Raw genomic sequence first — 13,795 nt, 5'->3', positions numbered from 1 at the left:
CCCCTACCTTTCGGACCTGAGCGATGGGCAGCAGCCAAGACTACGTGGACTTTGTGACGGAGCGCATCGCACTCGGCGCGCGTCTCACGACACGCAAGATGTTTGGAGAATACGCGTTGTACCTCGATGGCAAGGTGCTCGTGCTCATCTGCGACAACAGTGTGTTTCTCAAGCCGCTGCCTGCGAATGCCGCACTGGCGACCGGGTTGCCGCAGGGATCACCCTATCCCGGTGCCAAAGCCCATTGGGTGCTCGACGAGTTGCTCGAGGACCGCGACCGGTTGCAGGAGATTCTGCAGGTGACGGCCGATGCCCTGCCGGCGCCCAAGCCCAAAACGCAGAAGGCCGCCAAGACGAGCAAGGCGGCCAACACGAAGACGGCAAAAACTGCCAAGACGAGCAAGACCGCTAAGGTCGCGCCAAAACGTCGAAAGCCCTGAACGCCGTGATGGCATCACGTTTGACCCACACACCAACGCGGCCGGTTGGTGCGGTGTCGAATGTATGTGTGACGGACAACGTGCTGTCAGAGGCCAGTGACACACGCACCGTCTTACCCGCCACGGTGACCTGGAGCGTGTGCCAGGTATTGAGCGGCAATTGCGTTTTCACGTTGCCACGCGCCACCACCCGGCGTTCGCCGTTGGCAAATCCCCAGATGGCGAGGTTGCCTTCTTTGGTGTTGTAGCGCGCGGCGTAGTACTCACCCTGTGGTGAGAGGCCAAACAGGATACCGGCCACCTGGTCCGATTTACCGCCGATCATGTTGAACTGCGCACGCAGTGTGCCGTTTGCAAACGATGCCGTGGTGGTGTGCACGGCAAACGGAAAAGCACCGGCCGCCGTGCCGTTTTTCACAAAGCTGTCGTTGGCCGAACCAAAGAGCTGCGTGCTCACACGCCGCAGCGCTCCCGGGTCCGTCTGTCCGGACCAGCGTTCTCCGTTCACCACGATGCCAGGCGTGCCGATGGTGGTGTCGGCCCAATGGCCCACCGCGCCCGCGAGGTGGCTCGCTTGCGGCTGGGGACGTGGCTTGGTGCCCGAGGCCGCATGTTTCTGGTCGTCTTCAAGCGCCGGCAAGACGGGCGCGGCAAAAAGCGCTGCGGCCAGGACCGCGAAGGCGCCTCGCCGCATGGGTGTTGCGCGGCCAGCGGCGCGGCCAGCGATGTGGCGCGAGCGACGCTCGCAGGGCGTCCGGTGAATTCCTGATTGAGGCATACGGCAGGATACCACCTGGGCCCCATCGTCGCCACGATGGGGGTATGGGTCGATATTCATCACGCGGCCTCATCCACGTCTACCCCTTCCACCGATGAACTTCTCCAGACTGTTCGACCATCTCGCATGGGCGGACCAGCAGGCCCTGATGGCGATGGCATCTCTCGATCCGCAGGGCACCCACCATGCGGAAGCGGTGCGATTGTATGCACACCTGGCTGGTGCCGCACACACATGGTGCACGCGCATCGCGGGGCGTCCCACCGAACATCCGGTGTGGCCTTCCCTCTCGCTCGATGAGGCCACTGCGCTCGCACAGGCCAGCGTCGCTGGGTTGCGCGCGGCGGCGGCCCACGGCGATCTGGATCGGGTCGTGGAGTATCGCAACAGTGCTGGGCAGGCCTTTCGCAACACCGTGTCGGATATCCTCACGCAGGTGGTACTGCACGGCAGCTATCATCGTGGACAATTGGCGTTGCTGGCCCGTCAGGGTGGCGGCACACCAGCCGTGACGGACTACATCTTCTATGTGCGGACGCTCTCCTGAGCACGGCGCGTGATATGCATGATTCACGAGCACGTTACTCGGGATGACACAGCCGGTTGAGTGAGGGCGTGACATAGACGATGCGCAGCAGGTAGTCCTCTATCGTCTCATACAGTGACCCACCATACTTGCACATGCGCCTGACCGTGAACGGTTCCAGCCGTGAGTACACCGGCGATCCCAACCAGCCTCTGCTCTGGTTCCTGCGTGACGAACTCGGATTGACCGGCACCAAGTTTGGATGCGGCGTCTCGGCCTGTGGTGCGTGTACGGTGCATGTGGATGGCGCACCGGTGACATCGTGTGTGACCACGATGGGCACGCTGGACGGACGCACCGTGCTCACCATCGAAGGACTCGATGGCAACGGGCAGCACGCCGTGCAGCGTGCCTGGACCGAACAGAACGTGCCACAGTGCGGATACTGTCAGTCGGGACAGATCATGGCTGCGGCCGCGTTGCTCAAGGCCAAACCACAGCCCACCGAGCAGGACATCGACAACGCGATGACGGGTATCATCTGCCGCTGTGGCACCTATCCCCGCATCCGCGAAGCGATTCGCCGTGCGGCGGGTCTTCCCACTACCGCCGCGGAGCGCTGATCATGACCCCGAGCAAGGCGCCCTGGCTGCGTCGTGATCCGCGAACGGCCGATCCAGAATCCCGAGCAACGCCGGCAAGTGGCCTCGATCGTCGTGAGTTTCTCACGCGCATGGCGGCCAGTGGCTTGGTGTTGGCCATCTCGGCGTCCGGCATCGGCTGTGTGGCCGATATGGCGGCGTCAGGGACTTTCGAGCCCTCGGTGTTTCTGCGCATTGGGGAAGACGGTATCGTCACCGTGATCGTGCACCGCTCCGAGATGGGGCAGGGGGTGCGCACCGGTCTGGCGATGGCGATGGCCGATGAACTCGAGGCCGATTGGTCGATGGTGCGAATCGAGCAGGCCATCGGTGATGCCAAGTACGGCGATCAGAACACCGACGGGTCCACGAGTATTCGCAACGGTGGCTGGATGACCTTCCGCCAGGCAGGCGCTGCGGCGCGCGCCATGTTGCAGCAAGCGGCCGCCGACGAGTGGAAAGTGCCGGTGGGCGATGTGCAGGGCACCAATGGTGAAGTGGTGCATGCGGCCTCCAATCGTCGGGCCAGCTATGGCTCACTCGTCAAGCGCGCCAGCAAGTTGCCCGTGCCGAAGGACGTGCCGCTCAAGACGCCGGCACAGTATCGCTTCATCGGCAAGACGATGGCGTCGCTCGATCTGCAGTCGATGATCACTGGCACGGCGAAGTACGCGCAGGATCTCTCCATGCCGGGTATGCGCATTGCCGTGATTGCGCGACCGCCGGTGTACGGGTCGAAGGTGAAAACCGTCGACAGTGCGGCCGCCATGCAGGTGAAGGGTGTGGAGCGCGTGATCGAAGTACCAAGTGCGCCGGTACCATCAGGCATGATGCCGCTGGGTGGTGTGGCAATTGTTGCCACCAGCACGTGGGCAGCCATCGAAGCGCGCAAGAAGTTGATCATCGAGTGGACCGAAAGCCCCAACGACACGCACGATTCCGTCGCCTATCGCACGGAACTCGAAGCCTCGGTGCGCGCGGCGGGCAACGTGGTGCGCGACCTGGGTGATGCGGCCTCGGCGATCGCAGGTGCGACGCGCAAGGTGACGGCCGAGTACTACGCACCACATCTCGCGCATGTGCCGATGGAACCCCCAGCGGCCATGGCCAACTTTGCCAATGGTCAATGTGAGGTGTGGGCCTGCACGCAGGATCCACAGACGGCACAGGGGGTGGTGGCGGGCATGGTCGGTCTCGACAAATCGAAAGTCACCGTGAACGTCACCTTCCTGGGAGGTGCCTTCGGTCGTAAGTCGAAGCCGGATTTCATTGCTGAAGCGGCGTTCCTGTCGAAAGAGATGAAGGCGCCGATCAAGGTGGTGTGGACCCGTGAAGACGATATCCAGAATGGGTTCCCGCACACCATTTCGATGCAGCGTCTCGAAGCCGGACTCGATGCCAAGGGCAAGATCGTGGGCATGGTGCACCGCATTGCATCACCGCCCATCGGCTCCACCTTCGGACCCGACCAGGAGTATCACTCGGAAGGTGAGCTGGGGCTCGGTGTGCTCGATATGCCTTATGCCATTCCCAACGTGCGTGTGGAGGTGTGCAAGGCACCGCCACATTCCCGCATCGGGTGGTACCGCTCGGTGAGCAACATCCCGCACGCCTTTGCGTTGGGCTGCTTCATGGATGAACTGGCGCAGGCAGCGGGCAAGGATCCGGTGCAGTTCCTCATCGAGTCGCTGGGCGGAGACCACATCATCGACATGACGGCCACCGGTGCGAAGAAGCCGGTGGAGAACTACGGTGCCAAGTGGGAAGACCATCCCAATGATACGGCGCGTCATCGTCGCGTGCTGGAGCTGGTCGCGCAGGAGTCGGGGTGGGGATCGGCGCTGCCGGCCGGTGAAGGACGCGGCGTGGCGGTGCATCGCTCGTTCCTCACGTATGTCGCGGCGGTGGTACGGGTGAAAATCGCGCCCGACGGCAGTATCTCGGTGCCCCGCGTGGACATCGCCATGGACTGTGGCTACGCCGCACACCCCGATCGTGTACGCTCTCAGTGCGAAGGCGCGGTGATCATGTCACTGTCGAACGCGATGCTCTCCGAGCTCACGTTTGCGCGGGGGCGTGTGGTGCAGTCCAACCTGAACGACTATCGTGTGCTGCGCATGGCGGGTGCGCCAAAGGACATTCGGGTCCATCTGGTGGATGTCGAAGGTCCGATTGGTGGTGTCGGTGAGCCCGGTGTGCCACCGGTTGCACCAGCATTTGCCAACGCCGTATTTGCCGCGCGGCGCACGCGCATTCGCAGTCTGCCCGTGCAAAGCGCATAGCTCAAAGCGCACACACACACATCTGTCTATCCGGCGGTATGGTGCTCCTCCCAGCGCACCATACCGCCGGCCAGCGAGCACACCTTGGTGAATCCCGCTGCCTTGAGCTGACGTGTGGCGCGGGCACTGCGCACACCACTCTTGCACACCATCACCAGGGTGTGATCGCGCGGCAGGGTGTCCATCGCGGCTTGGAGTTCCGCCATGGGCACCAGGCGTGCACCGCCAATCACACCGGCAGCGGTTTCCGTTGGCTCACGCACATCGATCACGGTGATGCGCTCGTTCCGGTCGATCCATCCCCGCAAGGTGGCCACGGAGATCTCTTCCGCGCGCGCGTCGGCCAGCGCATGCAAGCCTGGGGTGCCGCAGAACTGGTCGTAGTCGATGAGTGCGGTGATGGTGCGCGTGCCGCAGGCCGGGCACTCAGGGTCTCGCGACAGCATGACCGTGCGGAACTGCATGCGCATCGCGTCGATCATGAGCAGGCGACCGGCGAGTGACGTGCCGATGCCGAGCAGCACCTTGATGGCTTCGGTGGCCTGAATGGTCCCCACGAGACCAGGCAGCACACCGAGTACGCCCCCTTCCGCACAATTGGGCACCATCTCCGGCGGCGGTGGCTCCGGGTACAGGCAGCGATAACAGGGGCCATCGGGCATGCCAAACACCGACGCCTGTCCGTCGAAACGAAACACCGAGCCGTGCACATTGGGCCTCCCCAGCAGCACGCAGGCGTCGTTGACGAGATAGCGGGTGGCAAAGTTGTCGGCGCCGTCGATGACCAGGTCGTAGTTCGCGATGATGTCCATCGCATTGGCCGACGTGAGCCAGCTATCGTGTGCGACCACCTGCACCAGCGGATTGATGTCGCGCAGGCGATCACGGGCCGAGGCCAGCTTGTCGCGTCCCACATCGCTGGTGCCGTGCAGCAACTGGCGGTGCAGGTTGGTGATGTCGACCACGTCGTGGTCAACCAGTCCGATGGTGCCCACGCCCGCTGCAGCCAGGTACAACGCCGCCGGTGATCCGAGCCCACCGGCGCCCACAATGAGCACGCGGGAGGTTTTGAGACGCTCCTGCCCCTCGAGGCCAAATGACGGCAGGGTGAGCTGCCGCCGATACCGATCGCGCTCGTCCGACGTCAGGCCGGCTGCTGAGTCCGGCGACGCGACCGGAGGGGCGTGTTGAGTGAGGTTCGCATCCACGGGACAGCACCAGAAGAGGAAGCGCAGGGCGTCCGCCGCGGACCGATGAATTCGGGACGGCGACGGAGTCCAAGAAGTAGTTTAGCGAATCACCTGCTTCCTGCACTCTGCATCCTGGAGCGACGATGAGTCGGGTTCGAGTTCTGGTCGGCACCCGCAAGGGCGCATTCATTCTGCATGCCGATGGTGCGCGGAAGTCATGGACCGTGGACGGTCCGCATTTCCCCGGGTGGGAGCTGTATCACGTGAAGGGATCACCGGTTGACCCGGACCGACTGTATGCCTCGCAGTCGAGCGGCTGGTTCGGCCAGGTGGTGCAGCGTTCCGATGACGGTGGACGCAACTGGAATCCCGTGGACAACTCTTTTGCCTACGATGGTGTGCCGGGCACCCATATGTGGTACGATGGCACGCCCCATCCATGGGAATTCAAGCGCGTCTGGCACCTGGAGCCGTCGCTCACCGAGCGTGATGTGGTGTTTGCCGGTGTGGAGGATGCGGCGCTGTTCAAGTCCACCGATGGCGGCGCGAGCTGGCATGAGTTGTCAGGGCTGCGCGGGCATGGGTCTGGCAGTCAGTGGCAGCCCGGCGCGGGTGGTATGTGTCTGCACACCATCGTGGCCGACCCCACCGATCCGCAGCGCATGTTCGTAGCCATTTCCGCGGCCGGCGCGTTTCGTACGGTGAACGGTGGCGCCACCTGGACGCCGATCAACAAGGGACTGCGCTCCGGTGAAATTCCCGACGGTGATGCCGAAGTGGGCCACTGCGTGCACCGCATTGCCTTGCATGCGTCCAATCCCCAGCGGTTGTACATGCAGAAACACTGGGACGTCATGCGCAGCGACGATGGTGGCGATCATTGGTATGAAGTGAGCGGCAATCTCCCCACCGACTTCGGTTTTCCGATCGATGTGCACGCGCATGAACCGGAGACCGTGTACGTGGTGCCGATCACCAGCGATGCGCACCACTTCCCACCCGATGGCAAGCTGCGCGTGTATCGCAGTCGTACGGGCGGTCATGAATGGGAAGAGCTGGGGCGGGGGCTGCCGCAGGACAACTGCTACGTGAACGTGCTGCGGGATGCGATGGCGGTGGATCGCCTCGATGATTGTGGTATCTACTTCGGCACCACTGGTGGGCAGGTGTATGTGTCACCGGATGGTGGTGACAACTGGTCGGCCATCGTGCACAATCTGCCACCGGTGCTGTCGGTGGAAGTGCAGACGTTGGCGTGACAGCGTCACACGTGACGGGGTCAAACGAGACGGCGGTGGAGACGCCGCGTACGGTGCGGGTGGTCTTGCCCGCACCGTTGCGGGCGTTGGCGCGCACTGACGCCGAACTCGATGTGACGGTGATGGGTGCAGCCACTGTGCGTGGGGTGCTCGACGTACTCGAAGAGCGCTTTCCCGCGCTCCGCGGGACCATCCGCGATCATGGCACACACAAACGCCGCGCGTTCATCCGGTTCTACGCCTGCGAGCGTGATCTCTCGTTGGAGTTGCCCGACACGCCACTGCCCGAGGCGGTGCAGGATGGTCGGGAGCCGCTGCTGATCGTGGGGGCCATGGCGGGAGGATGATGCGCATCACGGTGGTGGGCCAACGCCCGCTGTCGATCCATCGTCGCTGAAGAACCAACGAGGCCAACGCCGGGAGTCCGGCGCGAGTTGGTAGGCCATGATCATCTTGGCAATCTCCGGCATCACGCTGGTTTGCAGCGGCGTGAGAATGCCGCGTACGATGTCGCGTTGCGCCCAGAAGCGACGTTGATAGGCCAGCTCGGTGGCACGGATGTCTTCCAGCACCGGCGTCGCCGCGAAGCCACTTGGCAGTGCGGCCAGCCGCTCGGCGAGAGGCAGGAAGAGTGCACGTGCTTCACCCTGAAAGACGGAGTCCGCACCACGCAGTCGGTCGATCTGATCGCGTGTGAGAAACAGTGTGTCGGTGAACGACAGCAGCAAGCGGTGCAAACTCGATACCTGGCGCATTTGCACACGCTCCATATCGGCGAGGGTCGGGCGTTCCCAGTTCCCGTTGCGCTTCACGGGCTCCAGTGTGCGCGCCAGCCGTTGTTCGGCCAGCGGCTTCGTGAGATCGAGCGAGAAGTCGAGCGTCACGCGGAAAGGGTTGCGCAACAGCGTATGCGCGGGATTGCTGCTGCCAAAGCGCGGATTGACGGCGTACAGGAAGCGACTGGCATTGGCGTCGAACCCCCGTGGGACCAGCAGCACGGGGTCGGGCAGAGCAGTATTGCCCCATCCACGCGTGTTCGCTCCATGCAGCAGCAGATCGAGTCCGCCGGCCAGATTTTCGAGATTGAGGGCGGCGCTCAATCGACGACCGGCAACCGATATGGGCACTGTGATATCGATGCGGGCATTTGCGGACACGGTCCATGGGCCACTGCAACTCTGCCTCGACACCACCCGTCCGGTCTGAGAAGACAGACAGTCGCGTACTCGCGCATTGGAGTGGTCGAGCAGCGCACGCATGGCGTTGGCCCGCTGCGCATCGGTGTCGCGTGATGGATCGAACACGAAGGCGCGATCCCCCGGTATTCCGTCACCGTCGACATCCCCGCGTACGATTGGTGTGAACGGGATTCCCGACTGCAATCGCGCGAAGAGCGTGAGTGAACCCTGCCGAGGCAGCGTGTAGCCTGCCTGCAGTTGCATGACATGTCGCGCATCGTTGGCGCCGCGGGCCCATTCGATGCGAGTGGGGTCTCCGAAGCCGCCCCCATCTGCGCCACGATACTGCTGCCGCACCTGCTGCACGGTCCACGTGGCGGAATAGAATGGCGACGGCCGCTTGAAAATGTCCGACGAAATGCCCAACGAAATTTGCCCAGCTTCCGATCGCAGGTCGCTGCGCACTTCGTGCACGAGACCCGAACGTGTGTCCATGCGACTGGTTGCTGGTGACACAGCGCCGGAGCGCGGGTCGATCGCCTCGGCGGACACGAAGATCAAACGCTGTTCGTCGGGCAACAGGGTCGCGCGGGAGGCATCGAGATTGCGATCGATCACTCCCGGCAGCGCCAGGTTGACCGCACCCATCGCTTCCACACGAGCGAGCACGGGTCCGACATTGCGTGAGTAGTTCACATAGCTGCGCCATGCGCGTGGGGTGTCGTACGACGACCTCAGATACCGTAGCGATGCCGCGCGTTGTGTCAGGACTGGATCGCTGCCGACACACGACGCGGGACTGGTGCCGGCATCGGTGTACGCGTGCCAATTGGGGGCAGGGGCCGCAGCGCCGACGCAACTCAGGAGCTGAGCGCCGGTCCGGGTGCCGACCACCGCAGACGCCTGATACATGTCGCGAAACTCGCCGATGCCGGCGCGCAGCACGCCCATGGATGGGCGCACGACCGTGCCGTACGACGAAAACATCTGGGCGCTACGCGCATCACCACCACCAAGTTGCCAGGTGAGGCCGATGCGCGGGCTCACGTGTACGCGCATCGGCACGGCATCGGTGCGTAGCCGTTCTGCGGGCCGCGTATTGCCGCTGCCGAGTTCAATGGGTGTGTCGGGCAAACCACCAAAGGCGTTGCCTTCGATCCGCGCGCCGGATAGTACCTGGAGTGATGGGGTCGCACGCCATTGGTGTGCCAACGCCAGTGCACCGTTCCAGGCCGATCCAGTGGTAGGAGGCTGGACCAACGTACGCGTGAAGCGCGATGGTCGGGAATTGCTGAAGTCACCAAGCGATGCAAAGGACCACGTGCCCAGTGCATCCTGAAGACTGGCATCCCGCAGAGCATCGAAACGGGACCAGGCAATGGCGCGGAAGCGATGTGCCGGTGTGCGTCCCAGCCACGCCCATTCACTGGCCCCTTCGACGGTCCATTGTCCACGATCGACGTGGCCCGTGGGCGAAGCGCCCAGTACCGCCAGTGCGCCGTCCGTTTGATCCGTGATGACCACGGCGGTGGGCGCCGTCGTGCGCGCGCGTCCGTCGATATCGGTGCGAGACACGGAGAGGCGATTCTCATTGAACCACGACCGCCGTGCACCCGTGCGCTGATGCAGCAATTGCACGTTGGTCGCACGATCGGTACGCGTATTCGTGGTGAGTGGAGAGAGCTGAGGTGAAGCACCCATGCCGCGATGTGCGGCGCCACTCACGAAGGCGGTCAGGGCCAGCACGCGGGCCGTGTCTCTCGTGTCGTCGATGCGGGCCAGCAGACTCCAACTGTCGGTGGATCGCGCGCGTGTCGTGCCCACAGGAAGTCCGAGCCCCGCAGCGGCGGATTGCAGTCTCGTCACACTGTCGGCTGACAATCCAAATATGCCCAATGCACCCGGGTCGGCCGTGATGAGCGTCGCCGGTGTGGACGTGGTGCGCATGTAGTCGGCGCTGACGTTGTACGACATCGCCCGTCGAATGGCCTCACCGTCGGCACTGCCGGACAGCCGAAGATTGCCCGCGTCGGCGCCTGTCGCTCGGCCGATGGCATCAGTGCCTTGCAGGAGCGAAGGGGTGAGGGTGCCCCAACCACGTCGACGCTGCATGTCCCGATTGCCGGCAGGCAGGCGGAAGTCGAGTTGGCCTCCGGCAAAGCCACCCCGCGTCGCGTCCATGGTGCCGGCGGAAAAGCGCGCATCAACCGGCGCACCGCGCGGAAGTTGTCCCGCTGGTAGTGCCACGCCATTCAGGGTGACCAGGTTCGAGCCGGGCGCCGCTCCCAACAGCGACGCCCCGTCGGAGCCGACGATCACGCCGGGTACGGTACCCAGTGTGGCGGACGCATCGCCGCGCACCGTGGGAGGCAATACGGCGGCGACACCGTCGATCCATCGCTCCGAGGCCCCCACTTCTTCGGTGCCCAAGCGCACACCATTGTCGGGCCGTCGGCCTCCCGTCGCCGCTACGCGCACCGTGGCGAGTTGCGCGGCGCTGCTCGCTTTGAGCACCAGGTCCACGACAAACTCGCGCTCATTGCCAGACCGTTGCACACGGATGCGTGCGCTCTGGTACCCCGGCGCCGCGACGAAGACGAGGTAGTCACCAGTTCCGTCGTCGAATCGGATCGTCCAGGTACCGTCGGTGTCGCTGGTGGTTTGTTGTACGGCGCGATCGCTGCCGCGGGTGACGTAGATCGATGCGCCAGCGACCACGAGGCCGGAGTCATTCCGAATTCGGCCGCGCAGCCGGTCAGGAGATTCCTGAGCGGAGAGGGGCAGGGCAAAGAACAGTACCAACCAGAAATATCGAGGCATGCGGGCGGGGGGCATGTCTGTTCACAAGGAGAGCGCATGCGCACCAAGTCGCAGTGGAAACCCGCTGTCACGTGCGTCCCCTATGCGAGGCCGAGCCGCATTCACGATCTCTCATACGAAGCGCCCGGCACACCATGTCAAAGGCGATGGGTGCCGGGCGCTAACTCTTGGCCGATCGTCAACGAAAATGGTTGAAGCTCAAGGCCACCAGTTCAGAGCCGTCAAGCGGTCGATCAGACCCGCTGGTGGGTTCGGTTTCCCCGCAACCTGACGCATCTTGGCCTTGATGGGCAGTGCGCCGGAGACGATGCCGTGTTTGAGACGATTGACGGCGTTGGACACCAGTCGCTTCTTGCGGCCGAGGAGATTCTTGCGATTGCGCGGCCCGAGCATGGTCTCGAGGTCTTCCACGATCTGCTTGCAAAACTGCGTCAACGGACCGCTCTGCGCGGTGCCCAGCAGCCGTCCGCTCCAATAGTCCCCGAACTCGAGGTTGTCGAGTGTCTGGCGCATGTCGCGATACGCACCCATCGCCTCGTACGCGTCGAGGCCGATCGGTTTGAGATTTCCATTCTGAACGGACAGCAGCACGTTGCTGACGTTGGTCGTGACGATAAGGTCACTGCGTCCTGTGCCATGTGGTGAGAAGCGATCGGCGTTGCCGTTCCACAGGTCGCAAGCCACGATGCGCCCCAACGACTCCAATCCATCCGTAGCGTTGAGCGCGGCCGCGATATCACGAATGCCGCTCTTGTCACCAGCGGCCGCCCGCTCTCGCGCGCCCTTCATATCCACGACGCCGTCGCCCTTGTCCATCTTGAACCAGGCGCCGTTCTGTTCGTCGAGACATGTCTTCAAGGCCTTTTTATCGGGGTCGAGCTCCTTGCCCAATACGTCGGCGATGTACTCGTAGGTGTCGATGTAATCTTGCAGCGCGCGGACTTCAGTATCGGTGAGGATTTTACCCTTGGCGCTGTCGCTCCCGGTCTTCATGACCTTCAGGGCGAACTTGAGGTTTTCCTTCTCCCCCGCGTGCTGAAGGACTTCCTGCTTGAGAACGACTTCACTGCCATCGGTGGCAGTCGCCAGAAACACGGGACGTCCTGGCGAGAGCCGGACGATCGCACGGAGGTGTTCCAGCGAGAACGATTGGGAATATCCGAAGTGTGGCATATCCCACATTACCGCCTGGAGCACGGATTGGGGATGGAAAGAAATGCCCGTATCCGTCGCAATTCCCCGAGAATTGCAACAGCCAATGCACATTTGTGTCACGGCTGTGTAACGCAAGAGGTTCTTGTGTAACAACGAGTTACGGTTCTGTCGCAGTTCAGCCCGCTCTTGCGGTGACGTTCCCGACTGGAGGGAACGGCCCAGGCACTCCGACAGATTCCATGCTTCGTCCCGTACCGGCGCGTCACTTCGCGCCCGTGGCACCCCTTCGCCGTTCGACGCGCGTATTCGGTGGCCTGATACTGTTGAGTTCGTTGCAGGCGCTCTCTGGAACATCCATTGCGGCCCAGGAAGCACCGCCCGTTCGCGGTGCTCCCACTCAAGCCGCGGCCAAGTCTCCGGCGTGGTACGACAAACTGCGCATTCGGGGCTATGGTCAGGTGCGGTTCAACCGCCTGATGGAGAACAACGACCAGCTTCAGTGCGAGCAGTGTGACAAGAGCTGGGGCGAAGACGGTGGGGTGTTCATCCGCCGTGCGCGCGTGATTGTCCAGGGCTATGTGCATCCGCAGGTGTTCATCTACCTGCAGCCCGATTTTGCCAGCTCAGTGGGCAGCTCGGGCAACGTGGCGCAGTTGCGCGACTGGTACGTGGATCTGGGGCTCAACAAGGAAAACACCTTCCGCTTGCGCGTCGGTCAGAGCAAGGTCCCGTACAGCTTCGAGAACATGCAGAGCAGCCAGAATCGCCTGCCGCTCGATCGCGCCGATGCCACCAACAGCGCGAATGCCAATGAGCGGGATCTTGGCGCGTTTGTCATGTGGGCGCCCAAGCACATTCGCGAGCGTTTTGCGCACCTCGTCAACGACAATCTCAAGGGCAGCGGTGACTACGGGGTGTTCACCGTGGGCGTGTACAATGGACAGACCGCCAACAAGGCCGAAGCCAACGACAATCAGCACGTCATTGCGCGTGCGACCTATCCGCTGGAATGGCGCGGGCAGATCATCGAGCCGTCAGTGGCCGCGTATTCCGGCGAATACACCCTGCCCGTCGACCAGCGCACCGTAGGCGTGAAGGGACACGAAAACTGGACCTATCGCGACGAACGTGTCGTGACATCGCTGTCCATCGCACCGCAGCCGTTCGGTCTGTTGGCCGAATACAACGTGGGGCGCGGACCAGAATACAATCCCGCGCGCGACAGTATCGAGACGCAATCACTGCGTGGTGGTTTTGTGACGGCCACCTACCGCGTGAAGAAGGGCGGGCACACGTTCTTTCCGTTTGCGCGTTGGCAGGTCTACGACGGCGGCAAGAAACACGAGCGGGATGCGCGCAGTTACAACGTCAATGACGTGGAGTTCGGTATGGAGTGGCAACCCCACGGCAACTTTGAAATGGTGGCCGAGTGGTACCGTGGTGACCGACGGTTCGAGGACTCGTCGTTGCCGTTCAATCGTCAAGCCGGTCACTTGCTGCGTTTGCAGGCGCAGTTCAATTTCTGA

11 protein-coding genes are annotated in these 13,795 nt (G+C 63.2%); 7 read left to right on the top strand and 4 right to left on the bottom strand.

From position 1 onward, the window contains the following. The first annotated feature begins 23 nt into the window (after window positions 1-23). Window positions 24-440: a TfoX/Sxy family protein gene (locus tag GAU_RS18640; RefSeq protein ID WP_015895461.1), complete on the top strand. Its 417-nt coding sequence runs from the start codon at window positions 24-26 to the stop codon at window positions 438-440. On the opposite strand, the gene GAU_RS18635 is transcribed toward GAU_RS18640, so the two are convergent. Beyond that, a complete protein-coding gene (locus GAU_RS18635) occupies window positions 409-1,134 on the bottom strand; it encodes a hypothetical protein (RefSeq protein ID WP_041265699.1) in 726 nt (241 codons plus the stop codon). The two genes, GAU_RS18640 and GAU_RS18635, sit on opposite strands and share 32 nt — an antisense overlap. Before the next feature lie 178 nt (window positions 1,135-1,312). Here GAU_RS18635 and GAU_RS21460 point away from each other — a divergent pair, with 178 nt between their 5' ends. The 3 genes from GAU_RS21460 to GAU_RS18620 all read left to right on the top strand — a co-directional run bounded on the left by GAU_RS21460 (window position 1,313) and on the right by GAU_RS18620 (window position 4,667). Further along, a complete protein-coding gene (locus GAU_RS21460) occupies window positions 1,313-1,765 on the top strand; it encodes a DinB family protein (RefSeq protein WP_015895459.1) in 453 nt (150 codons plus the stop codon). A gap of 134 nt (window positions 1,766-1,899) precedes the next feature. After that, window positions 1,900-2,367 carry a (2Fe-2S)-binding protein gene (locus tag GAU_RS18625; protein WP_015895458.1) on the top strand — a complete coding sequence of 156 codons (468 nt, stop codon included), beginning with the start codon at window positions 1,900-1,902 and terminating at the stop codon, window positions 2,365-2,367. Between the two features lie 2 nt (window positions 2,368-2,369). Next, window positions 2,370-4,667 (top strand): xanthine dehydrogenase family protein molybdopterin-binding subunit, encoded by a 2,298-nt coding sequence (locus tag GAU_RS18620; RefSeq protein ID WP_015895457.1) that lies wholly within the window; start codon window positions 2,370-2,372, stop codon window positions 4,665-4,667. Window positions 4,668-4,693: 26 nt separating this feature from the next. Here the strand turns inward: GAU_RS18620 and moeB are convergent, their stop codons facing one another. After that, on the bottom strand, window positions 4,694-5,875 hold the full coding sequence (gene moeB / locus GAU_RS18615; protein WP_015895456.1) for a molybdopterin-synthase adenylyltransferase MoeB: 1,182 nt from the start codon (window positions 5,873-5,875) through the stop codon (window positions 4,694-4,696). A gap of 125 nt (window positions 5,876-6,000) precedes the next feature. Between moeB and GAU_RS18610 the strand changes: the two genes are divergently transcribed. Next, window positions 6,001-7,116 (top strand): WD40/YVTN/BNR-like repeat-containing protein, encoded by a 1,116-nt coding sequence (locus GAU_RS18610; RefSeq protein ID WP_015895455.1) that lies wholly within the window; start codon window positions 6,001-6,003, stop codon window positions 7,114-7,116. Continuing rightward, on the top strand, window positions 7,113-7,463 hold the full coding sequence (locus tag GAU_RS18605; RefSeq protein WP_197526014.1) for a MoaD/ThiS family protein: 351 nt from the start codon (window positions 7,113-7,115) through the stop codon (window positions 7,461-7,463). The genes GAU_RS18610 and GAU_RS18605 overlap by 4 nt, the downstream gene beginning before the upstream one ends. Window positions 7,464-7,469: 6 nt before the next feature. Here GAU_RS18605 and GAU_RS18600 read toward each other — a convergent pair whose 3' ends face one another. Continuing rightward, window positions 7,470-11,114, bottom strand: coding sequence for a carboxypeptidase-like regulatory domain-containing protein (locus GAU_RS18600; protein WP_169307737.1), 3,645 nt, complete (start codon window positions 11,112-11,114; stop codon window positions 7,470-7,472). A 198-nt stretch (window positions 11,115-11,312) separates the two neighbouring features. Then, window positions 11,313-12,209, bottom strand: coding sequence for a hypothetical protein (locus GAU_RS18595; RefSeq protein WP_156799133.1), 897 nt, complete (start codon window positions 12,207-12,209; stop codon window positions 11,313-11,315). 299 nt (window positions 12,210-12,508) lie between these two features. Between GAU_RS18595 and GAU_RS18590 the strand changes: the two genes are divergently transcribed. Continuing rightward, the gene (locus GAU_RS18590) at window positions 12,509-13,795 is read left to right on the top strand and encodes a porin (protein WP_015895451.1); all 1,287 of its coding nucleotides are present in this window, start codon (window positions 12,509-12,511) and stop codon (window positions 13,793-13,795) included.

The organism is Gemmatimonas aurantiaca T-27 (assembly GCF_000010305.1).
GTDB classification, from domain to species: domain Bacteria; phylum Gemmatimonadota; class Gemmatimonadetes; order Gemmatimonadales; family Gemmatimonadaceae; genus Gemmatimonas; species Gemmatimonas aurantiaca.
This window is presented reverse-complemented; position numbering and strand designations above follow the sequence as displayed.

Coding starts and splice junctions, on each gene's coding strand:
- GAU_RS18640 (WP_015895461.1), top strand. CDS start 24: ATGGGCAGCAGCCAAGACTACGTGGACTTTGTGACGGAGCGCATCGCA.
- GAU_RS18635 (WP_041265699.1), bottom strand. CDS start 1,134: ATGCGGCGAGGCGCCTTCGCGGTCCTGGCCGCAGCGCTTTTTGCCGCG.
- GAU_RS21460 (WP_015895459.1), top strand. CDS start 1,313: ATGAACTTCTCCAGACTGTTCGACCATCTCGCATGGGCGGACCAGCAG.
- GAU_RS18625 (WP_015895458.1), top strand. CDS start 1,900: ATGCGCCTGACCGTGAACGGTTCCAGCCGTGAGTACACCGGCGATCCC.
- GAU_RS18620 (WP_015895457.1), top strand. CDS start 2,370: ATGACCCCGAGCAAGGCGCCCTGGCTGCGTCGTGATCCGCGAACGGCC.
- GAU_RS18610 (WP_015895455.1), top strand. CDS start 6,001: ATGAGTCGGGTTCGAGTTCTGGTCGGCACCCGCAAGGGCGCATTCATT.
- GAU_RS18600 (WP_169307737.1), bottom strand. CDS start 11,114: ATGCCTCGATATTTCTGGTTGGTACTGTTCTTTGCCCTGCCCCTCTCC.
- GAU_RS18590 (WP_015895451.1), top strand. CDS start 12,509: ATGCTTCGTCCCGTACCGGCGCGTCACTTCGCGCCCGTGGCACCCCTT.